Below are 23,626 nucleotides of genomic sequence, written 5' to 3'. Positions count from 1 at the left end.
TTTTTTATTCACATAAACATAAAGTTACCCATTATCTGGCTTTTATCACCAATTTCTTCTTTCTTTTTCTGCTTGGTCTTTCATAATGACATAATGAACTTCATAAAAGAGTCATAAGTTCTGGCAGTGCTTATTCGTCTATCCGTTTTATTATTCGTTTTAGTTTTTCCAAAAAGCTACGCGTCCGACTGCGCGAATAAGTCATCCCTAAAAATCGGCATTGGCTCTAGCTGGCCGCCTTTTGTTATGTATGGCACTCGTCCTTACGGCATAGACGTAGATATCACGAGAGCAGTTTTTGAACGAGCCGGGTTTTGTATCGAGTTCATTCAGCTTCCTTCATCGGCTCGTGGGATCACTGAACTTGAAAAGGGCTTAATTGATGTCCTGCCATCCGCAAGTTTTAGCGTCGATAGAGCAAAAATCGCTTACTTCTCCTCGCCATATCGGCGTGAAAAAATGCGCTTGTTTGCTAACAAGGAAATAGATCTCGATAGCAACTTAATCGAATTGTTTTCTGCAGGCTATACATTCACGGCCAATCCTGGAGCCTACTACGGTGAGGAAGTGAAACAAATAAAAAAAATCGATTGGTACGACAGGCGTTTGTTTGAAATCGCGAGCTTAGACCGGCGAATAGAAATGGTGGCTAAAAACCGCGTCGATTTTCTGATTGAAGATGAGGACGCAGGCTACTACTATATCAACAAGCTAGGCTACCAAAGCATTCAGCTACACCCTTATGTAGTTAACGATAACGCTATACATTTTATGCTTGGACGTCATGCATTTAAGCGTAGTGACATTGAGCGCGTTAATGAAGCAATCACCAATTTAAATGGCACAATAGCGAATATCTCAGAAAAATATAGAAAAGATTCAGGATGACTCAACAGCAGCAACTCTTTCAAACACTACAAAGTACATTTGGACATACCACACTTCGCCCGGGGCAATCGGAAGTCATTGAATCTATACTTCAAGGCCAAAGTGCAATCGCTATTTTTGCAACTGGTGCAGGCAAGTCGTTGTGTTATCAGTTACCAGCAATATTGAAGCAAGGGATGTGCTTAGTCGTTTCACCACTATTGGCACTAATGCACGAGCAGCGAGATTACCTACAAAGTAAAGGGGTTGCGACTGCTTGTCTTGACAGTACTCAAAGCAAAGAGGAAACGTTGCGCATAGAAAATGCGGTGCGAGACAATGCACTTAAAGTCCTCTTTATTTCAGTAGAGCGACTGAATAGCCAAAAAGCACGTACCTTGTTATCACAAAGCAATATCTCTTTTCTTGTCATTGATGAGGCGCATTGTATTTCTGAGTGGGGACATAATTTCAGGCCAGATTACCTAAAAGTGGCCAAATATCGCCATGAACTTGGTATCAACCAAGTGCTATTACTCACCGCGACAGCAACAAATAAAGTTGCACGCGATATGGCAGGTAAATTCGATGTATCCGATCAAAATATCATTAGAACGGGCTTTTACAGGAAGAATCTATTCTTAAGTGCGGCGCATATTAGCGAATCTCAAAAAGACGAATATTTACTCGCCTTTTTAAAAAAGGCAAAAGGCGCTGGTATCGTTTATGTCACGCAGCAAAAGCAAGCAGAAGAAGTAGCAAAAATGATAACTGCTTGTGGCTTTCCTGCAGAAGCTTTTCACGCATCATTGCAGAGTGAGAAAAAGGCCCAAATTCAAGCAGATTTTCTAGCGAAAGCTAATCTTATCGTTGTAGCTACCATTGCATTTGGTATGGGTGTAGACAAACCCGATGTTCGCTGGGTACTACATTATGATATGCCAAAATCTATTGAGGGATATAGCCAAGAGGTGGGTAGGGCAGGCAGAGATGGCGAGAATGCACATTGCGTTGCTTTAATTAATAATGAAAAAATTGCCACATTAGAGAACTTCGTTTATGCCAGTACATTAGAGCGAGAGTCATTAACGCTGCTTTTTAATGAACTTTTCGGTGATCCAGCTACAGATTATCACCTCAATGAATACGATCTCGCCTATAAAACCAATATTAATCAATTGGTACTAAAAACACTTATTGTCCAGCTCGAACTGCAAGGTTACTTACAAGTAAACTACAGCTATTTTGCGGATCTAAGCATCGCATTCAGCCAAGACAAAGATAAAATATTAGCTAAGTATTCGCCTGAGCGGCAACTGTTTTTGACTCAGCTATTCTCGTGTTTTGAATTCAAAAAGAAATGGGGATTACTTTCACATCAAGCATTAAGCGAGCAAAACATCCCACAGGCTAAAGCCCAAGAAGTCGTTGAGTATTTGCAAAACCAACAATTGATTGACGTAAAAGTCGCTAAATATACGTCGGTTTATGCAAAGCCTATCCAACAAGTTAACATTAATGAACTGGTTGAGTCTTTCTACCAGCAATCACAAATTAAAGAGCAAGGCGAACTTGCACGGCTAAGACATTTACTCAAATTTTTCCAACTGACTTCATGCTATCACAAAGCGCTTGCCAGCTACTTCGGCGATATGCACGCACCAGAACAATGCGGTCACTGCGGGGTCTGCGGCGGTAAACATTTGATCGTCAATGCACAAGATAGCCACGAATTAGATATTGAAACAACACGAAATATTTTAAGAGACGCTTCGCAGTTTGCATCGCAACGCGGCGTAAATTTTTCTACTCACCTCAAAACGTTGTTTTTACTAGGCTTAAATTGCCCCTATTTTACTAAATATAAATTCAGACAACTTGAAGGATTTGGCAGCTTGTCCGGTGTAAAGTATGAACAGGTAAAAGCAGTGATCATGGAGCGCGCATTATAAATGAAAACAGATATTATTAAACTCGCCACGATCGCGGAAAAAAAGACCAAATATATAGTCGGACTAATGAGCGGTACCTCATTGGATGGATTAGATATTGCGTTATGTAAAATTGAAGGTGCCGGGAAAAGTACACAGCTAACGGTCGAACAATTTACCACGATAGAATACACCCCTTCGCAAAAGCAGCTTCTCGGTGAGCATGCGTCTAAATCTCAGGTAAATCTTAAAACATTATGTCAATTAAATGCGTGGCTCGGCGAGTTGTACGCAAGTCTAATCAATAATGCTTTGAAAGAATGGCAAGTCGCAGCCGACACTGTTGATTTAATAGCGAGTCATGGACAAACACTTTACCATTGTCCAAAACAAGCCTTTGCAGACTTAGAAAAATTAAATAGCACGTTGCAGATCGTTGACGCCGATATTATCGCGACAAAAACGAACATCATCACCATCGCAGACTTTAGACAAAAGCATATCGCCAAGGGATATGAAGGAGCGCCTCTCGTGCAATATGGTGACTACCTATTATATTCGAGCACGAGTATCGATAGGGTTTTACTCAATATTGGCGGTATTTCAAACCTTACTTATTTACCAAAAAATTGTACACTTACGCAGAGTATGAGTAGTGACATCGGTCCAGGAAATACATTAGTAGACCAATATTGTCGCCACGTATTAGGGCTGCCATTCGATGAAGATGGTGAGATAGCCTCAAGTGGAAAAATTCAATTTCCTTTTCTCGAAGCCTTACTGTCACACGAATTCTTTGATAAGCCACTTCCAAAATCAACTGGACAAGAGTTATTTAATCAAACCTTCGTGCATCATGCATTGGATGGAAAAGATTATAATCATGAAGATATCATCACGACACTGACAGAATTCACAGCTATCACCGTCGCAAATGCGGTGAACGAGCTTGGTACAACTGAATTAGAGCTATATGTTAGCGGAGGTGGAATTCATAATGTGTTTTTAATGGCGCGAATTGAAAGCCATCTGAGTAACCGTGTTTTAATCAAGGATTTCTCACAACTGGGTGTCAACCCTGATGCCAAAGAGGCCGCGTTATTTGCGCTACTTGCGAATGAAACCATATCAGGTGATAGCGATGGACTGCCTTTTTCTATGGGTAAGATTTCATTACCAACGTAGTCGCTAAAAAACGGATAATACAGCGCTGACCGCCGAGTTAAAAATACGTTTGAAGCCAGTAGTCTGAGTTGTAACCGCTTCAGATACAGGCTCGCTTACGAAAATTCGTTCATTCAAAATGATATCAAACTCAGCCGCATTCTTTAGGTAATCGTGGAGTCCCACTAGATTCAATTGCATAAAGTAAGGACCTGCATCAAGCGATTGCTTTACTTTGATTTCTACAATCTTAGTGAGATAAGACTCCGGATCAACCACCAAAGAGACCTCGCACTTCGCATTTCGCTCGCCGTGCTTTGTTAGTACAACGTTAACTCGGTCATCAATACGCGCATCCATTGGCAACTCTATCACCAAAGAAAGTCCTTGCTCACCTGGTTGCAGACTAAGTTTCTCATAGGGTTGAACAGCACGGTACTGCCCCCTCATAGAACTTGTGATCTGTGCTGCATTAAAACTAAAAATACTAGGTTTGCTACTCATTACTTTCTTTCGTTATTTACAAGACAATGTTAATTATCTCAAAGCTAGATTACAAAATTATGACTTATCGCCCTAAGGCTAAAAAATCAAAGCTCGGCAATACCGAGCTTTAAATACATTCTTTGTGCGTTTTATTTATCGTACTGCGAGCATAATGAGTCCCGGAAATACAAAGAACGAACCTAATACGTAAGCCAAAGCTGCTGGTTTATTCTGCGCACCAATCTCAGCTAACTTCTCAGCTAGACGAAGTGGGATTTCTCTCAGCAGTGGTAACCCGTAAATAAGTGCTACCGCAAAAACGTTAAACATAACATGTACAAGAGCAATCGTTAATGCGACTTCTGCAGCAGGACCTGTAATAGATGTTGCTGCTAACAAAGCGGTAATTGTAGTGCCTATATTTGCACCTAAAGTGAACGGATATATTTGGCGAGTGGTAAATACGCCGCTGCCAGCGAGTGGGATCATCAAGCTTGTTGTTGTCGAAGACGATTGTACCATTACCGTAACTAACGCGCCTGAGCTTATACCTACAACAGGACCTCGGCCTATCGCACTGTGTAATAATTCTTTCGCTTTACCTACCAACGCCTTTTTGAGTAATTTACCTAAGTAAGTCACAGCGAACAGGATCATCATGATACCGATAACAACCATGGCAATACCTGCTGCCGTAGAATCTAAGAAGCTAACACCATCTTTTACCACGCTAACCGCTGGTTTCACTAGTGGTTTGATAAAGTTGTAACTTTTTAACGATAAATCAGCATCACCAACAAATACATGGGCTAGTCCTGACGCAAGTTTCTCTAACATGCCAAACATGATTTCCAAAGGAAGGAAAATAGCAACGGCTAATAAGTTAAAGAAGTCATGTACGGTGGATGCGGCAAACGCTCTTCTAAACTCTTCTTTACTACGAATGTGGCCGATAGAAACGAGCGTGTTGGTAATAGTCGTACCAATATTTGCGCCCATCACCATAGGAATTGCGATACTAATAGGTAATCCACCAGCAACGAGGCCAACAATAACAGAAGTCACCGTTGAAGAGGACTGCACCAATGCAGTTGCTAAAGCCCCTAAGAGTAGGGCGACGATTGGATTGGTTGCAAATGCGAAGATTTCCTTCGCGCCTTCACTTCCACCTGAGGCCAATTTAAAACCGCCACTCACAGTGCCAACTGCGACTAAGACTAAGTAAACAAGTAATACGATTGACAGCCAGTTAAAAAGTTTAGCTGATGCTGAAGTCTGAGATTGATTAACCATAGTTTCGCTCTTAGAGTAAGTAATGTTCATTCATTACACTTTTATTTCAGCCGCGCATTTAACCACCCAATTGTTACAGTTATATTTCAGTTTTATGTAACTCGACACGTATGCTCATTTTCTCATCGCATTTTTTGAAACAATGGTAACTAATAGTAGTAATATGCTGTTTTTACTGATTATTAGTTCTGTGATGCATTTACATTTGTTTACTCCTCCAAATTTGATCCACATTTGCTTCACTATTTAAAAGTAGGATTTAGCTATAATTATTGTGCCTTATATCACTATGTTAAGACTTTTCTCGTTAATTTTTATGCTTTTTTCTATGGCGGCTGGTGCAGTTGACTTTACGCCTAGTGCCGAGCATAGAGTAAGTGAACCATTAACAGTCCATTTTGGAGAAGTCGATGCTGCGCAATTATCTTCAACGCTCGGCATAAATGAGCGCGAAAGCCAATCTATTGCAGAGATACTTTCAAGCAAAGCACCTGAGCTAAAGAATGAGTCTTATCAGTGGGCGTTGATCACCCCAAATATGCTTATATCCGAGGGCAAAAATTACATCGCATTTGGTTTTGCAAGATTGCCTTGGCTAAGTGTTGCTTTGGTTAACAACGGCGAGGTCTCATTTTTAACGCAGCACACCCTGAATACCGCGTTTAATATTAGGGAAGTAGAAGCACCGCAATTATATCTACCAATATCAAAAGAACACTTAGGAGGGGCAAGTCTTATTGTCCGCTATCAGACTTTTGCGAATGCCCCCGCTGACCTTAGATTAATAAATGATAATGAGCTAAACAGTAATGTTCTTACCAGTACGGTTACCAATGCTACACTAAGCGGGATCATAGTAGCCGTGTTTGTTATTGTATTGGTCAACTTCTACTTTAATGCCAACGCGACCAACGCTTATTATTGTATTTGGACGCTATTGTTTTTGCTAATTGTGTTGGATATGTCGGGGCTCACATTTCAATATTTTTGGCCTTCACAAGGCAAATTTGCCACCTTATTTTCGGCTTGTTTGATGACTTTTGTACCAGTGTTTCATCTTCTTTTCATCAAACAATTTCTGCAATTAAAGCAAAGAAACAAAACCTTACACCTTTTATATAATGGATTTTTAGCGGCTTACCTACTGCTTATTCCAGTAGCAATCTATTCAAAATCGGTTCACTACAACTTAGTATTAAGCTTAAGTATCATCCCGCTATTTCTTTATACCAGCTATTGGTCTTTGAAACAGAGGGCTCCTGGTTCTGTCACTTTTTCCCTCAGCCTGCTAAACCATGTCATCTTTGTAAATTTCATTGCTATCGGTGGGACAATGTATGCGGGCTTTATCAATGTTTATCATATATCAAGCGCGATTAAATTTGGCTACTTAATAGAGGTCATGTTATTTACGCTGGCACTTGCGCAACAAAATAAGTCAGCCCAAAATAATCTGCTATCAACGCTACAAACTCAGGTGAATGCACTCTCGAATACAGTACAAACAGAAAAGCAGTTCAACCGTCAAAATCAGCAGGCGTTAGAAAAGAAAGAACAACGTTTATTTACCGATCTCTCCCATGAGCTGCGCACCCCCCTAACGGTGATGAAGGTACAAGTTGAATCTCTACAATACAATATTGTAGAGAATGTTCAGGAAAGCTACGGCAAGCTCATGGATAAAATTGACGAGCTAAATCACTTTATTAATCAATTGATGCTGGTCACTGACAATGAAAAGTTAGCAACTATGCTTAATCTAAGAGACTTCACGATCTGCAAGCTGGTAAATCAAGTACATACTCAGGCCGCGGGTTTATTTAAGGATAATAAGGAGCAATTAGAGGTTAACTATCAAATATCTGGTACAGAAAAGATAACCATCGACCTAGACGCGATAACTAACTGCGTTCTCGAGATCTTAGGTAATGCGATTAAGCATGGAGGAGATAAGGTCCAAGTAAAGATGAGTTTCTTTAGCGTAGACAGCAATCTAATCATTCGCATTGAAGACTCAGGCACTCCGCTATCCTATGAGGCGCACCAACAGCTATTTGACCCGCTTTACAAATCACAATCTGCGAGGACCAATTCGGGAAAATCCAAAGGGATGGGCCTTGCGATGTGCAAAAAAGTGGTAGAAGCTCACTGTGGACAAATTGAATCCTTTAATAGTCTATTAGGCGGATTGAACATGGAGATCAAGCTTCCGTTAACTAAAGTGCCTGCTTTTAACTGATATACAACAGTGTGTTTTCGCGCTCACGTTTTATTATTTCGTCGCGGTATTAGCTTAAGCCAAAATGCAATTTCAAGTGCCACACCCAATATCACAAAAATAAACATCCCAGTGTGGCTGCTATAGCTATAAGCAGCTACTGCACCAATGAGGAGAGCCAATAAAATAGCGATTCTGTGAAGTGTCTTCATCTTATATCCTTTTCTATGGTGACTTAGCTAATTCATTTACAGCCGAATACCAACTTTACAACTCTCCTGAAATTGCCACTTGGTTACGACCATTACGCTTGGCAAAATAAAGCGCCTGATCTGCCGAGGCGAGCAATTCTTTACCGATGTATGGTGGCTTAGTCTGAGTATGTAATCCTGCGCTTAATGTCATCTCTATACTATAGCTTTTGCTTATCAATGGGCTAGCCTCACATGTCATTCTGATCTTCTCTGCAAGGTCAAAAGCCTGCGAGCTATCGGTTTGTGCAAGTACAATACAAAACTCTTCGCCGCCATACCGTGCGACAAAGTCTCCCGCTCTCGTAGCACAATTGGACAGTATACGTCCGATGTGAATCAGACAATCGTCTCCCGCTTCGTGACCATAGGTATCGTTAACCTGCTTAAAAAAGTCGATATCGATCATAATAACACTAAGATCGTGTTCAAAACGCTTTGCTCTTAAGCATTCACTATGCAAGGCTTCGTCTAGCGCTCGCCTATTGGCAACGCCAGTCAGCGCATCGGTGCGACTCGCAAGCTCCAGTCTATCGTTAGCTTCCTGTAGCGCTTGAGTTCGGATGGCGACAGTCTTTTCTAATTGAGAATTTACTTTTTGGATTTCATTGAACGCCGTTAATTGCGCCTGAAAGCGCTTGTTTTTCTCGGTATTGAGCTTTTCACCTATTGCTATCGACAAACAGGCCACCTCAATGGCAGTACCTATCAATAGCGCATTTTCGGTAAACCAAGTTTGGCTGATTAAATCTAATTTATTTAGCGCAAGAATGATCCCGCCAATAAGCACTGAGCTCCAAGCAATCGAATAGTATGTCGCTAAGCGGCTTTTCCCAGCCAAACGTAAAATACGGCAGAAAACGCCCCAGATACAAGCTGATACGGCATACGCTATGGTAAGTTTTATCATCACTGCATAGTCAAAAAACACAGAAGAAAATAAGAGTACCAACCCTAATCCCAAGATTAAGCGACAACCTAGGTAAAGCCACTTGTCAGAAATACCAATCTCGAGCAATGTCATAACAAAGTAAGTGCCGGTTAACACCGAACTGATAAGAAAAAACAAGATTGCTTGATCGTTCCACCAAAGACTATTTGGCCAAAGATATCGAAAGGCAAAACCAGATAAACAAGCGGAAAAGAGCGCTAAACAAATAACGTATAAAACATAGTAAAATAATGTGGATTCGCGAATGGTAAAATAGAGGAGCACATTATAAGCTGCCATTATTCCCATCAAACCAAAGTAGATCCCCATCACGATACGGAAAACTTGGTCATTTATCAAAAAGTCATGATTTGTCCAAAGTACCACGGGAAGTTGCAACGCACTGGATGAGCGTACTTTAATGTATAGTGCTACCTTACCATGCGTGCCGTTTGGGAGTGGTATAATAAAATGCTCATGCGCAAAAGGGCGGTCAATGAAAGGTTGCTTATCTCCTAATTGCTGATGAACAAATATATTGCCTTTTTGTAGCATGTAAACATCAAGCTGATCCAGCACCGGATAGGCTATCTCAAGTAAATAAGGCCCTTCTTTTTCATCAATATTTAACGACGTACGTACCCAGTAACTTAGGTTGGAATAACCTAAGTTCAGCACTTTATCATCGGTAGTTTGCCAATGGATACTTGGGTTATTTATGACGTCGACAATTTTAGCATTTGAAGCCACGTACTCTAGTTGCAACGTCTCTTTGCCAGCAGCTTCCACTTGACGACACAGAGACAACAGGAGTACAAACAATAAAAAGACGTACCTTTGCCTCAATCAACCACCCTCTCTACGTCCCATAATCACAGACAAATAGCGCTCTCGCCGAAGATTATGAAATAAAAATAGTACTTTAATCATAGTCAGCCATAAATAGTTCGCCAATTTTGAATTACGTTCAACTATCCTATAGAATGCGCCGCTTGTTTGATGTGATCGATTCCAACGTCACAAATCAAATATGATGCAAAAAAGCGTAATGAAGGGGCAAAGTAATGAGCTTTTGGCAAGAAAAAACACTCGAAGAAATGACTAGAGATGAGTGGGAAGCGATTTGTGATGGCTGTGGTAAATGCTGTTTACACTCTTTTATCGACAGCGATGAGGAAGATGAATCATTTGAAAGCACCGACTTTTTACGCGAAGGTGAAGAGTTACTCTACACTGATGTTGTTTGCCAATATAACGATAAAAATAGCTGTGGTTGTAGCCGCTACAGCGAAAGGCAAGTTCTAGTTCCGTCTTGCGTACAGCTAACCAAAGAAAACCTCAAAGATATCTTTTTTATGCCAAACAGTTGTAGTTATCGACGACTTCATGAGGGCAGGGGACTGGCAAGCTGGCATCCTCTTAGAAATAATGGTTCCAAACAAGCCATGATAGATGCGGGGATCAGTATTTTTGGTAAGGCAACCTCAGAGCTGGAGGTAGACTTAGAGTCTGATTTTGAAGCGCATATAGTAGAGTGGCCCCGCAAAGACTGCGACTAAAGAAACAGGGACTAGGATAAATGCGAGCGTGCATCTATCCTAGAAAAAGTATTCTATTCGCCAATATCAGCTTTAGACGGCAACGCGGCAAATGCACCGTAGCGTTGAACGGCGAACGCACCACATTTTGCAGCATATGCGACTAAGCCTTTTGCCTCATTTAGTGTGATGGCAAACTCAGTATCTCGGGTAGGTTTAAACTTTCGAATGACCTCAGCAAGTAACCCCCCTACAAACGCATCTCCCGCAGCCGTGGTATCCACCGCGACAACATTTGGCGCAGCGACTTTAGCACTATCATTTGGTAGATAAATCTCAACGGGGTTTGCACCGTCGGTTATCAATAATAATTGAGTTTGCTTATCCATAATTGCGGCTATGGTTTGCGCTTCGGTTTTACCCGAATGACTATTCGCGTTCAGGTATTCCAATTCTTCGCGTGAGAGTTTAACGACATCACTTAGCGCGATACAATGCCAAATTCTATCAAGAATATGCGCAGTCGAACTCCACAGGTTCAACCTGAGGTTCATATCAAAACTAACAAGCATGTTGTTTGCACGCGCATGCTCGAGCGCATAAACTGTGGTTTTATAGATATTCTCTTCAGTAAGACTGTTACTGCATATATGTAATACAGAATGCTCTGTAAACATATCCTCAGAAAAATGTGTTTGCCTGAACAACAAATCCGCCGCTGGTGGCCGATAAAAACTAAAGCTTCTTTCACCTTGTTTATCTAGAGAGACAAATGCCAATGCCGTTTTGGCTTTATCTGTATACTCAAGGTAACGAGTATTTACGCCATTAGCCTGTAGCTCTTCAGCTAAAAACTGGCCGAACATGTCATTGCCTAACATGCCGCAAAAATACGCATCAACGCCTTGCTTTGCCGCAGCTACTGCCACATTTGCAGGCGCGCCGCCTGCATATTTAGTAAATGATTCTGGTGTTTTGCCATCCGATAAAAAATCAATCAACGCCTCACCAAAACAAACAAGTGCCATATTATTCGCCTTTTAGCTTCATTGAACGCAGGACTTCGTAACACGCGCCCATGGTGTGATAATCGGTCTTGCCCGCCGGGCTTTTTTCATCACTGTACTTTTCGTTCTTGTTATTCAAAATACGATACCAAGCACCGTATTCATGGTCGACGAAGTTATCCCAAGCATATTGCCAAATTCTGTCGTACCACTGCCAATATTTTTCATCACCAGTTTCAAGTGCTAGTAGCGCAGCCGCAGCGAATGACTCCGCCTGAACCCAAAAGTACTTATCATCATCGCAAATAGACTTATCCGGCGCAAAACCGTAGCAAATTCCCCCGAATTCACTATCCCAAGCAGCTTTTAATGACTCATCAAACAAGTGCACGGCTTTTTCCACAAGCCATGACTTTGGCATGTAGCGGTTAATCAATAATAATAATTTTGACCACTCAGTTTGATGGCCTGGCTGAAATCCCCAAGGTCTGAATAAGTGTTTGGGATCGTCTTTGTTATACTCAAGGTCGATTTGCCATAGACTATCATAGTGCTCCCAAATTAGCCCTTCTGCCTTAGCGGCTTGACGATTTACCATATTGTCGGCAAGCAAATATGCACGCTGTAAAAACTTCTCATCCTGGGTTGCTTCAAAGCAAGCAATTAGCGCTTCGCAGGTATGCATATTGGCATTTTGACCTCGGTACTTATCTGCCTGATTAAAGTCCACATCGAATTCATCCTTATAGAGTCCAAACTCAGGCTCAAAGTACTTCTCTTCTAACAGCTGCCATACTCGCTCGATTGCAGACTTGCTGTCCGATAAACCAACCTTAAGCGCGCAGGCATGAGCCAATAAAACAAAGGCAAGGCCATAACAATGGTTAGTGCCATCGATAACATTTTCGCCTTCAAGCAGCCACGCATAGCCGCCATTTTCTTGTCTATGGACAGTTTCTAAATAATTGATACCATGCTTAACCTTGTCTAAGTCAGTTGGCTCTTTAAAATAGTCATAGGCCATAGCATAGTTAAAGACAAAGCGGGTACTTGATACCAAGTGACGCGTATTCGCATCATAAATCTCGCCATTATCCCTGAAGAAGTGATTAAAGCCACCACGTTCATCCACGCAATTTGGTGCGTAAAAGCTGAGCGTCTTTTTAATGTGTGCTTCTAAAAATTGCGTTGTTCTAAAATTCATCTAACTTTTAACCTACTGCTGAACATTTCCGTTACTTTAGCAGATAAAACATGGAACGATCCAACAAAACATTTGTGATTTTCATGTAACAGTGTGTAGAATCAAGGTGAAAACAGATTGGAGTATCACTTGTGAGCGAAATAAATACAAATCAAACCTTCGTCACAAGCGGGAATACCGAGAATAATAATTATCGACTTCCGCTTATTGCAATGACAACGCTTTTTTTCCTTTGGGGATTTATCACCGTTTTAAACGATGTCCTCATCCCACGTCTAAAAGGCGTGTTTGACCTTAACTACACAGAAGCAATGCTGATCCAGTTTTGCTTTTTTAGTGCCTACTTTATTATTTCTTTACCTGCTGGGTATTTAGTTAAACGCTTTGGCTATAAAAATGGCGTACTAACGGGCTTAATCGTGGCATCCATTGGCTGCATCATGTTTTATCCTGCCGTTGTTGTTCACGAATATTGGATTTTTCTCTCAGCCCTTTTTGTGCTTGCATCTGGTATCACTGTTTTGCAAGTATCAGCGAATCCTTATGTAGCAGCACTCGGACATCCTCGCACTGCATCAAGTCGCTTAAACCTTGCTCAGGCGCTTAATTCATTAGGTACCACTATTGGCCCAATCGTTGGTGGCTTTTTATTGTTTGGCTCAGCCGGTACGTTAACCGTTGAAGCTGCGGCAAGCGCAGAGGGTGTAAAAGTACCTTATCTTATTTTGGCCGCTGCACTATTGACTATCGCCGTTGTATTCGCATTTTTAAAGTTGCCTGTCATTGCTGAGCATACTGAAGCGGTAGATTGTAAAGCGAAACACCATAACCTGATTGAAGCGCCACACTTAGTAATGGGGGTAGTAGCTATTTTCTGCTATGTCGGTGCAGAGGTTGCGATTGGGAGTTTCCTTGTAAATTACTTCGCAGAACCTGAAATCGCAGGACTTGAAGAGCATGCCGCGGCAAAACTTATCGGTTACTACTGGGGTGGTGCTATGGTAGGGCGCTTTATCGGCTCTGCTGCCTTAAAGACTATTGCACCTTCAAAAGCGGTGGCTTTTAACGCTGTCGTTATTATTTTATTACTGGCATTGACCATGAGCACCAGTGGCAACATTGCGATGATTGCCGTACTCGCGATTGGCTTGTTTAACTCTATTATGTTCCCGACAATATTCTCAATGGCAATTGAAGGCTTGAGCTCACTAACCAGTAAAGGTTCTGGCTGGCTGTGTTTAGCCATTGTCGGTGGCGCTATTGTGCCGCTTATTCAAGGTGTGGTTGCGGATAAATTCCATATTCAGATCAGCTTTATTGTGCCATTGCTTTGTTATGTCTACATCGCATGGTACGGATTAAACGTGGTTAAGCTGTCGCAAAAGTGGCAAGCAAAACTGAATTAAGTTAACGAAAGTTTACAAGGCGAGCATAGCTCGCCTTTTTTATTGCATAATTTTTTCGTCGCAGAGTATTGAATACGTATTCATAAAGGGTATTATAAAATGAAATTGGAACGCTCCAATTCAAAACAAAAACTAGGAGAGAGTAATGCGAGCTAAAACTTGGGCGTTGGCAATCACACAAAGTGTGTTGTTAAGCGCAACAGTTCACGCCACTGAATCAAATACACAGTGGGTCGATACCTTCATTGGTACTGGCGGTGATGGCCACACCTTCCCAGGCGCTGTCGTCCCATTTGGTATGGTTCAATTAAGCCCAGATACAGATAACCCTATGCGCGGTGTTTCCCCTCAACCAGAAATCTACAAGCGCTGCGCTGGTTATCACTATGACGACCATACTATTGTTGGTTTCTCCCACACGCATTTCTCTGGTACTGGTCACTCAGATCTTGGCGACTTGCTGATCATGCCAATGACAGGCGAAGTAAAACTCGATGCTGGTACCGCTGAAAATCCAGACATAGGGTATCGCTCACGCTTTTCTCATGACCAAGAATGGTCTGAGCCTGGCTATTATGGCGTTGACTTACTTGACTATGGTGTGAAAGCCGAAGTCACCACAACCACGCGAGTGGGTATGCATAAATACAGCTTCAATAAAGCAAAACAAGGCCATGTATTGCTTGATTTGACCTCAGCAATCTATAATTTTGAAAACAAAGTGATTTGGAGCGACATCCGCAAAATAAACGACACCACATTGGTTGCTTACCGTGCAACTAATGGCTGGGCGCGTAACCGCCAAATGTATTTTGCCATCGAGTTTTCAAAACCTATCACTGACTATCAGTTTTATAATCTAGACAACAACCGTTATCGTTGTATGAATTGCTTAGGAAAAGACAGCAAACACTCTACGATTGAGAATACCGCAGTAAAAATGACAGCAGGTAAAGCCGTTAAGTTTGTTGCAAGCTTTGATGATCTAGACGAAACGCCGCTGTTAGTGAAGGTCGGACTTTCTGCAGTTAGCCGCAAAAATGCATTAGAGAATCTTAAAACGGAAGTGCCAAATTGGGATTTTGATACCGTTCGCGCTAATGCCAAGTCTCAGTGGGCAAATTATTTAGATAAAGTCGACGTGGAAGGCACCAAAGCGCAAAAACGTCAGTTCTACACTGCGCTTTACCATGCGCTACAAGCGCCTAATATCTACCAAGATGTCAACGGACAGTATCGAGGCGTTGACGGTGAAATTCATGACGGCAAAGGTTTTGAGCACTATACCTTATTCTCGTTGTGGGATACCTATCGTGCATTACATCCATTACTCACTTATATCGACCCAGACCGCGTATCCGGCATGATCCAATCAATGCTGGTACATTATCAGCAAAGCTATGAAAAAATGTTACCTATTTGGTCGTTCCATGCCCACGAGACATGGACCATGATTGGTTATCATGCGGTTTCAGTCATTGCCGATGCATATCTAAAAGGGATCAGAGATTACGATATTGATTTAGCAGTAGAAGCAATTGAAAACACGGCTAACAACCCAGTGTACGATGCCATCCCTGAATACAAGAAATTTGGCTATGTACCAATGGACGTACTTCCTGAGTCTATTTCTATCACACTTGAATATGCTTACGATGATTTTGCCATTGCAAGAATGTACGAAGCGATGGGCAATACCAGCAAAGCAAAAGACTATTACCAACGTGCAATGAGCTATAAAAATGTGTTCAATAAAGAAACCGGTTACATGCAAGGGTTAGATTCAAAAGGAAACTGGGATCCGGAATTTGACCCGTTTGAAGCAAAATACATGGGCCCATACACCGAAGGTAACGCTAAGCAATATAGCTTCTATGTGCCGCATGATGTAGCTGGCCTGATTGAATTAATGGGTGGTGATGATGCATTTGAAGCGCGTCTAGATGCACTGTTTGATACCCACCTTTCTGAAGAGATGATCAAAGAGCACGAAGATATTGCAGGTCTGATTGGTAACTATGCCCATGGTAATGAACCAAGCCATCATATTGCCTATCTATATAACTACGCGGGTAAGCCGTGGAGAACCCAAGAGCGTATTCGTCAGATCATGGATACCTTAAGCTCAGACAAACCGGATGGTCTTGCAGGAAATGACGATGTAGGTCAGATGTCTGCTTGGTATATATTCTCAGCGATGGGCTTTTATCCCGTAGCGCCAGGCGACCTAAGCTACGCGATTGGTGCACCTCAGGTGCCAGAAGTTACCTTGAAACTTGCAAACGGTAAAGCGTTTAAAACCGTTGCTAAAGGTTTCAGTGATAAAAACAAATACATCAAATCCGTTAAATTGAATGGCAAGCCACTTAAGCGTAGCTACATCACACATAACGACATCATGAATGGTGGTACATTGGAGTATCAAATGTCCAGCAAGCCTAATAAAGCATGGGGTCAATCCAAAACGCAAAGACCGCCTTCATTGTCGGAGTATAAATAATGGTTAAAGCAGGAATATTTCTTGCGGCTATGACCACATTTGCAAGTGCGCCGTTCGCACTTGCAAATGACATCGATAATGCCGCAGCGCAATTAAAACCGATCGCGTTTCAGTCAGACTTAGCATGGCGTCAATTTCCCCTGCCTGCCGTCTCGCTCAGCAAAACAACTAAAATTAACCATTTCGCATGGCAAGAAATTGATAACAAAGTAATAGAGCAGATAAGTTATAATGTGGCTAGATTACTGTATAAAGATATGAGAATGGCGCCTAAACTACCTACACTCCATATCGTCTTTGAAGACCTAAAAGGGGTTGCATATAAGGAGGGCGATTTTAACGGCGCAACCATCCATATCAGCGCAAACTACATGGAAAACTTTTCTAAATCGCATAGCGAAACAGAATCCGTCGACGAACTTATCGGTATTCTCTATCATGAAATTGCCCATGCTTATCAACTAGATGATCATAATTACAAGGAAATAGGGCCAATCATTGAGGGAATAGCGGATGTTGTTAGACTAAAAGCTGGATATATTCCTGATGACATCCAAAATCCTGGTGGCAATTATAAAGATGGCTATAAAAATACTGCATTCTTTATCGATTGGTTATCGAAGCAAAGTAATAGAGACCTACTTCAGGAGATCAATGCTCAGTTGGACCCACATGACGACATAAAGTGGGACTGGCAATACTTCGAGCAGTCAGCAGGTGTTAAATTAGATACTGCTTGGCGACGTTATCAAGCGTCGTTACTTTAACGCAAGGTGAGCGTAGTCTCACCTTTATTTAACATTCACTCTAAACCTCTCTCATTTCCTGCCGATAATCAAAGACAAACCTTTGAGTTTTTGATAAAAATAGTTACAAAGGAATCCAATTCCTAAATCTATTAATTATAATCGGCCAACAAGTTTATTGTTTAGCTGAAGAAAAGTACAAGTTCAACAGGATCATGATGTTTAAAGCGCTAAAGTTCACAACCAAAGTAACCGTAGCAGCCTCCCTTGTGTTAGTGATTGTGCTCGGCTTATTTACCGTAAACAACTTTCTCGTTATGCGAGACCAAACTCAAGCTCGGCTTACCTTGGTTTTACAAGAGATTTCCAGCTCGGTTTCACAAAATATCGCAAATTGGCTCAATGACAGACTTGAAATCGTGGTCTCGATTGCTGATGGACATAGAGCTGATGACTCCACTGAACAGATAAGAAGACGGTTACAAACCGCAGACACTGCGGGGGATTTCAAAAACGTTTTCATTGGCACGCCAGATGGTACATTTGTGTTGGACGATCCAAGTATCCAACTTCCTGCTGATTTTGATGCGACTAGCCGCCCTTGGTACGAGCTCGCGGAGCAAAAACAAGATACCGCATTTACCGCACCTTATATTGACGTCACCACCAACGAATTCACTATTTCTGCCGTTGTACCGGTGAAACAGGGAGGCCGATTTGCAGGTGTGGCTGGGGGGGACATAGACATGTCAACCATCACAGAAATCATCAACGAAATTGACTTTTTAGGGTTTGGTTACGGTTTTTTACTTGATGAAAGCGGTAAAATACTCAGTCATCCAGATACTAAACTGAATGACAAGCCGATGTCAGCGCTGTTTGGTAAACGCCTGTCATTAAATCGGGATTTCACGGAGCTTGAAATTGATGGCACAGAAAAGCTCGTTTCATTTGTAAAAATGAAAGGCATCAAAAATGTCGACTGGTATCTTGGCGTTGTCATTAATAAAGAAATTGCCTATTCGTCCGTATCGTCTTTTAGAAATATGGCTGCTATCTATATGCTACTTGGCGTGATTGCGATTGTGGTGATGCTACAACTATTGCTTAAGTATCTGATGCGCCCGATGTACAATCTCAACGCGGCCATCAAAGACATTGCCCAAGGTGAAGGTGACCTTACTCGTAGATTAGTTGTAGAAAATCAAGATGAATTTGGCGAGTTATCCGATTATTTCAACCAATTTATCGACAAAATTCATGCCTCAATTACGCAGGTAAAAAATACTACAGTAACACTTGAAAACGTGGTGAATAGTTTGGTTGCACAAACGCAAGATACCTTATCTATGTATACAGATCAGTCCAAGCGCACCGATAGCGTCGCGACAGCCATCAACGAGCTTTCTTCAAGTGCACAAGAGATCTCAAACAATGCAACCCATGCTTCAGAACTTGCCAGTAATGCCAACAAGCTTTCTGTTGAAAGCCAACATTCACTCACTCAAAATATCGAAGAAATCGCTTCACTGACACAAAAAATGTCTCAGGCACAAGACACGCTGGACGGGTTAGATAAACTCTCAGGCAGCATAGGGCAAGTACTTGAAGTGATCAAAGGAGTTAGCGAACAAACCAATTTACTGGCGTTAAATGCAGCCATTGAAGCCGCTAGGGCAGGTGAGGCTGGGCGTGGATTCGCTGTCGTTGCCGATGAAGTAAGGCAATTGGCACAGCGCACGCAAGAGTCAACGCAAGAAATCGAAAGCACTATTGCTCAACTACAACAAGGCTCGGCTTCAGCTGTGGCTGTAATGAAAGCGAGTTTAGAAGACTCAGCGAGAAGCGCCGATAGAGCTAATGCTTCTGGTACTAAAATGCAAGAGGTGAGCAATTCGATTGATGCCATAGACGGCGTTAACCATGCAGTTGCCAGCGCCACACACCAGCAAAACACCGTTATCCAAACATTAGATAGCGACATTCATCATATTAGTGACCTCAGCCTGCAAGGCAGTAATAACCTAACCGCAACCCTTGAAGAGTGTAAGTCATTGAAACTACAGTTCGACGAATTAGAACAAATGGTGCTCAAGTTTAGAGTCTAACGCCATTCCAATAATGCTTAAAAGCCGCTTAACAAAAGCGGCTTTTTTGTGATCCTTTTATGACACAAAACACCTGCAACATCTCATTAACCAACAAAATCCCATTAAAACCAATAAGTTAATTGATTAATGCAATTTCAATGACAACTGTCATATTTGTGTATTAGTTGCGCAACATGGTTGTCATTTTTCGTAATTAGACTGCACCCAGTTTTTTAGCAACTAGCAATAATTTATAAGGTGTATGCGATGAAGTGCGTTAACCACTTGCTTATAGCAGGTATGCTAGCAACGGCCTCTGCCGGAGCAACAGAATTAAATCAAGCGATGGACAAAAGTGCAGCTATCAATGAATCTGCATTAAAGTCTCAAGGAAAAATCGATGGTATTGCAGACGATATGCAGTCTCGTTTGCAAAAGTTCAAGACGTTGAACAAAGAAATCGACGGCCTATCTGTTTACAACGCTCAATTAGAAAAACAAATCAAAAACCAACTTGAAGAAATGGCGGCAATTAACACCTCTATGGATCAGGTTTCGGTGATCGAGCGTCAAATCACACCTCTCATGATGCGCATGATCACAGGTCTGAAACAGTTCGTTGAATTAGATGTGCCTTTCCTTCCCAAAGAGCGTGCTGAGCGCATTACTCAGTTAACTAACTTGATGGACCGTGCTGATATTTCATCAAGCGAAAAGTTCCGCCGCGTACTTGAAGCTTACCAAGTTGAAGTGGACTACGGACGTACTATCGAAGCTTACACCTCATTACTTGACGTGAATGGACAAGAACGTGAAGTAGATTTCCTACGAATTGGTCGTCTTGAACTGCTTTATGTCACAAAAGATGGCAGCCAAGCTGGTTTTTGGAACAAAGAAAGTAACGCTTTTGACGCATTACCAGATACCAACATCAGCCAAATCAATAAAGGCATTCGCATCGCACGTAAGCAGTTAGCACCTGACATGTTAACGCTTCCAGTTCAGGCCGCAGAGTAATAGGTGAGACCACTATGAAATTCGTACAAAAATTCACTAAACACGCTATTTTCGCAACAACCCTTGCGTTAACCGCATCTGCGCATGCTGAACAAGCATTAGATTTAGATTCACTACTAAAAACCTTAGAGCAAGGGCAAACGGCACAAACAGCCCAAAACAAACAACGTGAAGCCGAGTTCAAAGCGCAGCAAAACAACCAAATCCAAATGTTAAATGCGTTAACGGGTGAACGTAACCAAGCGTTGGCTAAATCAGAGCGTCTAGAAACCAATTTCGAAGAAAACGAAATAAAACTGGCCAACCTAAGTGACACGCTTAGCAAGCGTATGGGTACATTAAAAGAGCTATTCGGTGTGCTTCAACAAGTAGCTGGCGATAGTTCAAATAAGTTCGCAACTTCAGTTGTATCAGCTGAAATTAAAGGTCGTGATGATTACATGACTGAGCTTGCGAAAAAGATGGGCTCAACATCGCGTCTAGCATCAATCGAAGACATTGAAAAAGTCTGGTTTGAGATGCAACGTGAAATGACGGAACAAGGTAAAGTGTCGCGCTTTAATACCGAAGTTATCGTAGCCGGTGGTGCCAAGCAAAATAAAGAAGTGCTTCGCGTTGGTGCATTTAACTTAATCGCTGATGGTAAATACCTGACTTACAACAACGATACACAAACACTTTCTGAACTGACTCGTCAGCCAGCGTCTCGTTTCACCTCAACAGCGGGTGAATTACAAAATGCGAAGACAGGTTCTGTTGATTTTGCCCTTGACCCAACAGGCGGCTCAATTCTCGGTCTACTAGTACAAGCGCCAAATACCGAAGAACAAGTACACCAAGGTGGCGCGGTAGGTTATGTGATCCTAGGTGTTGGTTTACTTGCACTGCTTATTGCAATTGAGCGTTTTGTATCACTCATGTTGATGGGTTCTAAAATCAACCGTCAGCTTAAAGATAGTGTTGCCCGTGACGACAACCCGCTAGGTCGTGTGATGAAAGTGAAAGAGCAATACCCAGATGTGGCTTACGATACGCTAGAACTTAAGTTAAGCGAAGCAATCCTTCGTGAGATGCCAAAGATCACTCGTAACCTAACTTTAATCAAAATTATTTCAGTCGTAGCACCGCTACTTGGTCTACTAGGTACAGTGACCGGTATGATCAACACCTTCCAAGCAATTACCTTGTTTGGTACGGGAGACCCTAAACTCATGGCTGGTGGTATTTCTCAGGCCCTTGTAACCACCGTACTTGGTCTGGTTGTCGCTATCCCAACCGTATTCCTTTACACACTACTAAACACACGTTCTCGTAACTTGCTCCTTATTCTTCAAGAGCAGAGCGCGGGGATCATTGCAGAGCGTAGCGAGAAAGGAGCGTAATCGTGGTTTTATTGCTTGATGCAATTAACGCTTTACGTGAATTCCTTGATACAGGTGGCCAGGTTCTCCTGGTCATCGGCTTCGTAACCTTCGCCATGTGGCTACTTATTCTCGAGCGCTTCATGTTTGTGTTCGGTAAATACAGAGGCTACAAAAACGAAGTCCTACAAGCTTGGAACTCTCGAAATGAGCGTAACAGTTGGAACGCAGAGCAGATAAGACAAGCAACTATCTCTCGCGTGGGGATCAAACTCAACGCCAACTTACCATATATCAATGTCATGGTGGCACTGTGTCCTTTACTAGGACTCCTAGGTACGGTAACCGGCATGATTGAAGTATTTGATGTAATGGCGATCACCGGGTCAGGCAGTGCACGTTCGATGGCATCTGGGGTATCAAAAGCAACTATCCCAACAATGGCAGGCATGGTTGGCGCGCTTTCGGGTGTATTTGCATCGACCTACCTTCAGCGTAAAGCCAAGCGTGAAGTTGAGTTGTTAGAAGATAAAATGCTACTAGACCATTAATCGGTCGTGTGAGGAAAGAATTATGAGAGCACCACTTGCAAAAGTATTCCAAGAAGAAGAAGCAGAAGAAATCAACATGACGCCAATGCTGGACGTTGTATTTATCATGCTTATCTTCTTTATTGTAACGGCCTCTTTCGTTAAAGAAGCGGGTATTGATGTTAACCGCCCTGAAGCGGCTACTGCGGTGAAAAAGCAAAGAGCCAATATCCTGGTTGCAATTTCAGATACTGGTGAAATTTGGATTAACAAACGCCAAGTAGACATCCGTGCAGTTCAAGCAAACATCGAGCGTCTTAAAGCGGAGAATCCGCAGGGTAGTGTGGTTATTCAAGCTGATAAAAAGGCAACTACTGACACGCTAATTAAAGTAATGGATGCATCACGCGCAGCTGGCGCATTTGATGTTTCGATTGCAGCACAGGAGTCATAGGAACATACCATGCGTTACTTAATTGCTTTAGTAATTGCAGGCATAGTTACCTTTTTCCTTTTCTTGGGTATGCAAGCGCTTATCCAAGGAGGGGAAGGAGCAATGACAGATCCTGTAAAAGGACAAGTACTAGATTTCGTCCGTCTTAAAAAAGAAGAGACGGTGGAGAAAAAAGAGCGTAAGCCACAAAAGCCACCAACACCTAAAGAGCCGCCTCCACCAATGGATGCACCACAAACACAGAATAACAATCTTGACGCAACAGGCGGCAACTTTGATTTCAGTGCCAATGTGGACGCTGACGTAGATTTGGCGGGTGGTTTAGCACTTGAGTCCAGTGATGGTGAATATCTACCAATCGTTAAAGTTGCACCGGTATATCCAAGACGTGCGTTATCACGCGGAATTGAGGGGTATGTGATTGTTGAGTTCATTGTAACTAAACAAGGCACTGTGAGAAACCCTGTTGTAGTAAGCGCCGAACCGGAATCAATCTTCGACCAAGCAGCGCTTGATGCGGCGTTGAAATTTAAATACAAACCTCGCGTAGTTAACGGTGAACCGGTTGAAGTTGCGGGTGTTCAAAATAAGATTTCATTTCAAATTAATGGCTAACCGTCATTAAGGATTGC

General features: G+C 42.2%; 19 protein-coding genes. 14 read left to right on the top strand and 5 right to left on the bottom strand.

Going from position 1 to position 23,626, the window contains the following annotated elements:
• Window positions 1-126: 126 nt before the first annotated feature.
• The 3 genes from CTT31_RS21255 to CTT31_RS21245 are packed head-to-tail and all read left to right on the top strand — an operon-like array spanning window position 127 to window position 3,983.
• Entirely contained in the window at window positions 127-888 is a 762-nt protein-coding gene (locus CTT31_RS21255; RefSeq protein WP_102058129.1) for a substrate-binding periplasmic protein, read from the top strand.
• Window positions 885-2,819 carry a RecQ family ATP-dependent DNA helicase gene (locus CTT31_RS21250; protein ID WP_260492472.1) on the top strand — a complete coding sequence of 645 codons (1,935 nt, stop codon included), beginning with the start codon at window positions 885-887 and terminating at the stop codon, window positions 2,817-2,819. The genes CTT31_RS21255 and CTT31_RS21250 overlap by 4 nt, the downstream gene beginning before the upstream one ends.
• A complete protein-coding gene (locus CTT31_RS21245) occupies window positions 2,820-3,983 on the top strand; it encodes an anhydro-N-acetylmuramic acid kinase (RefSeq protein ID WP_211856943.1) in 1,164 nt (387 codons plus the stop codon).
• Between the two features lie 3 nt (window positions 3,984-3,986).
• On the opposite strand, the gene CTT31_RS21240 is transcribed toward CTT31_RS21245, so the two are convergent.
• Both CTT31_RS21240 and CTT31_RS21235 read right to left on the bottom strand, forming a co-directional pair.
• A complete protein-coding gene (locus CTT31_RS21240; protein ID WP_260492471.1) occupies window positions 3,987-4,466 on the bottom strand; it encodes a hypothetical protein in 480 nt (159 codons plus the stop codon).
• Window positions 4,467-4,601: 135 nt separating this feature from the next.
• On the bottom strand, window positions 4,602-5,741 hold the full coding sequence (locus CTT31_RS21235; protein ID WP_069019181.1) for a Na/Pi symporter: 1,140 nt from the start codon (window positions 5,739-5,741) through the stop codon (window positions 4,602-4,604).
• A 316-nt stretch (window positions 5,742-6,057) separates the two neighbouring features.
• Here CTT31_RS21235 and CTT31_RS21230 point away from each other — a divergent pair, with 316 nt between their 5' ends.
• Entirely contained in the window at window positions 6,058-7,980 is a 1,923-nt protein-coding gene (locus tag CTT31_RS21230; RefSeq protein ID WP_260492470.1) for a sensor histidine kinase, read from the top strand.
• Window positions 7,981-8,226: 246 nt separating this feature from the next.
• Here the strand turns inward: CTT31_RS21230 and CTT31_RS21225 are convergent, their stop codons facing one another.
• A complete protein-coding gene (locus CTT31_RS21225; RefSeq protein ID WP_260492469.1) occupies window positions 8,227-9,963 on the bottom strand; it encodes a sensor domain-containing diguanylate cyclase in 1,737 nt (578 codons plus the stop codon).
• 242 nt (window positions 9,964-10,205) lie between these two features.
• Here CTT31_RS21225 and CTT31_RS21220 point away from each other — a divergent pair, with 242 nt between their 5' ends.
• On the top strand, window positions 10,206-10,700 hold the full coding sequence (locus CTT31_RS21220; RefSeq protein ID WP_260492468.1) for a YcgN family cysteine cluster protein: 495 nt from the start codon (window positions 10,206-10,208) through the stop codon (window positions 10,698-10,700).
• 53 nt (window positions 10,701-10,753) lie between these two features.
• Here CTT31_RS21220 and CTT31_RS21215 read toward each other — a convergent pair whose 3' ends face one another.
• Window positions 10,754-11,707: a carbohydrate kinase family protein gene (locus tag CTT31_RS21215; protein WP_260492467.1), complete on the bottom strand. Its 954-nt coding sequence runs from the start codon at window positions 11,705-11,707 to the stop codon at window positions 10,754-10,756.
• A 1-nt stretch (window position 11,708) separates the two neighbouring features.
• Window positions 11,709-12,890 (bottom strand): AGE family epimerase/isomerase, encoded by a 1,182-nt coding sequence (locus CTT31_RS21210; RefSeq protein ID WP_260492466.1) that lies wholly within the window; start codon window positions 12,888-12,890, stop codon window positions 11,709-11,711.
• A gap of 131 nt (window positions 12,891-13,021) precedes the next feature.
• On the opposite strand from CTT31_RS21210, the gene CTT31_RS21205 reads away from it, so the two are divergent.
• The 9 genes from CTT31_RS21205 (at window position 13,022) to CTT31_RS21165 (ending at window position 23,609) form a co-directional block, all read left to right on the top strand.
• On the top strand, window positions 13,022-14,296 hold the full coding sequence (locus CTT31_RS21205; RefSeq protein WP_039495314.1) for a sugar MFS transporter: 1,275 nt from the start codon (window positions 13,022-13,024) through the stop codon (window positions 14,294-14,296).
• A 145-nt stretch (window positions 14,297-14,441) separates the two neighbouring features.
• Window positions 14,442-16,796 carry a GH92 family glycosyl hydrolase gene (locus tag CTT31_RS21200; protein WP_260492465.1) on the top strand — a complete coding sequence of 785 codons (2,355 nt, stop codon included), beginning with the start codon at window positions 14,442-14,444 and terminating at the stop codon, window positions 16,794-16,796.
• On the top strand, window positions 16,796-17,563 hold the full coding sequence (locus tag CTT31_RS21195) for a basic secretory protein-like protein (protein ID WP_039495311.1): 768 nt from the start codon (window positions 16,796-16,798) through the stop codon (window positions 17,561-17,563). Before CTT31_RS21200 ends, CTT31_RS21195 begins: the two co-directional genes overlap by 1 nt.
• A 197-nt stretch (window positions 17,564-17,760) precedes the next feature.
• Window positions 17,761-19,650 (top strand): methyl-accepting chemotaxis protein, encoded by a 1,890-nt coding sequence (locus CTT31_RS21190; RefSeq protein WP_260492961.1) that lies wholly within the window; start codon window positions 17,761-17,763, stop codon window positions 19,648-19,650.
• 249 nt (window positions 19,651-19,899) lie between these two features.
• Window positions 19,900-20,649 (top strand): DUF3450 domain-containing protein, encoded by a 750-nt coding sequence (locus tag CTT31_RS21185; RefSeq protein ID WP_260492464.1) that lies wholly within the window; start codon window positions 19,900-19,902, stop codon window positions 20,647-20,649.
• A 14-nt stretch (window positions 20,650-20,663) separates the two neighbouring features.
• Complete coding sequence (locus tag CTT31_RS21180) at window positions 20,664-22,031, top strand: MotA/TolQ/ExbB proton channel family protein (RefSeq protein WP_010605502.1); 1,368 nt, start codon at window positions 20,664-20,666, stop codon at window positions 22,029-22,031.
• A 2-nt stretch (window positions 22,032-22,033) separates the two neighbouring features.
• The gene (locus CTT31_RS21175) at window positions 22,034-22,561 is read left to right on the top strand and encodes a MotA/TolQ/ExbB proton channel family protein (protein WP_010378705.1); all 528 of its coding nucleotides are present in this window, start codon (window positions 22,034-22,036) and stop codon (window positions 22,559-22,561) included.
• A gap of 22 nt (window positions 22,562-22,583) precedes the next feature.
• On the top strand, window positions 22,584-22,994 hold the full coding sequence (locus CTT31_RS21170; protein ID WP_010378708.1) for an ExbD/TolR family protein: 411 nt from the start codon (window positions 22,584-22,586) through the stop codon (window positions 22,992-22,994).
• 9 nt (window positions 22,995-23,003) lie between these two features.
• Window positions 23,004-23,609, top strand: coding sequence for an energy transducer TonB (locus tag CTT31_RS21165; protein WP_010378710.1), 606 nt, complete (start codon window positions 23,004-23,006; stop codon window positions 23,607-23,609).
• The last annotated feature ends 17 nt before the right edge of the window (window positions 23,610-23,626 follow it).

It is taken from the genome of Pseudoalteromonas maricaloris (genome assembly GCF_024746855.1).
GTDB classification, from domain to species: domain Bacteria; phylum Pseudomonadota; class Gammaproteobacteria; order Enterobacterales; family Alteromonadaceae; genus Pseudoalteromonas; species Pseudoalteromonas maricaloris.
The sequence above is the reverse complement of the archived record's forward strand: the minus strand, read 5'-3'. Positions and strand labels throughout refer to the sequence as shown.

What these genes read in the sequence shown, in the direction of transcription:
- CTT31_RS21250 (WP_260492472.1), top strand. Translation starts at nt 885, where the DNA reads ATGACTCAACAGCAGCAACTCTTTCAAACACTACAAAGTACATTTGGA.
- CTT31_RS21245 (WP_211856943.1), top strand. Translation starts at nt 2,820, where the DNA reads ATGAAAACAGATATTATTAAACTCGCCACGATCGCGGAAAAAAAGACC.
- CTT31_RS21240 (WP_260492471.1), bottom strand. Translation starts at nt 4,466, where the DNA reads ATGAGTAGCAAACCTAGTATTTTTAGTTTTAATGCAGCACAGATCACA.
- CTT31_RS21235 (WP_069019181.1), bottom strand. Translation starts at nt 5,741, where the DNA reads ATGGTTAATCAATCTCAGACTTCAGCATCAGCTAAACTTTTTAACTGG.
- CTT31_RS21230 (WP_260492470.1), top strand. Translation starts at nt 6,058, where the DNA reads ATGCTTTTTTCTATGGCGGCTGGTGCAGTTGACTTTACGCCTAGTGCC.
- CTT31_RS21220 (WP_260492468.1), top strand. Translation starts at nt 10,206, where the DNA reads ATGAGCTTTTGGCAAGAAAAAACACTCGAAGAAATGACTAGAGATGAG.
- CTT31_RS21215 (WP_260492467.1), bottom strand. Translation starts at nt 11,707, where the DNA reads ATGGCACTTGTTTGTTTTGGTGAGGCGTTGATTGATTTTTTATCGGAT.
- CTT31_RS21210 (WP_260492466.1), bottom strand. Translation starts at nt 12,890, where the DNA reads ATGAATTTTAGAACAACGCAATTTTTAGAAGCACACATTAAAAAGACG.
- CTT31_RS21200 (WP_260492465.1), top strand. Translation starts at nt 14,442, where the DNA reads ATGCGAGCTAAAACTTGGGCGTTGGCAATCACACAAAGTGTGTTGTTA.
- CTT31_RS21195 (WP_039495311.1), top strand. Translation starts at nt 16,796, where the DNA reads ATGGTTAAAGCAGGAATATTTCTTGCGGCTATGACCACATTTGCAAGT.
- CTT31_RS21190 (WP_260492961.1), top strand. Translation starts at nt 17,761, where the DNA reads ATGTTTAAAGCGCTAAAGTTCACAACCAAAGTAACCGTAGCAGCCTCC.
- CTT31_RS21185 (WP_260492464.1), top strand. Translation starts at nt 19,900, where the DNA reads ATGAAGTGCGTTAACCACTTGCTTATAGCAGGTATGCTAGCAACGGCC.
- CTT31_RS21180 (WP_010605502.1), top strand. Translation starts at nt 20,664, where the DNA reads ATGAAATTCGTACAAAAATTCACTAAACACGCTATTTTCGCAACAACC.
- CTT31_RS21170 (WP_010378708.1), top strand. Translation starts at nt 22,584, where the DNA reads ATGAGAGCACCACTTGCAAAAGTATTCCAAGAAGAAGAAGCAGAAGAA.
- CTT31_RS21165 (WP_010378710.1), top strand. Translation starts at nt 23,004, where the DNA reads ATGCGTTACTTAATTGCTTTAGTAATTGCAGGCATAGTTACCTTTTTC.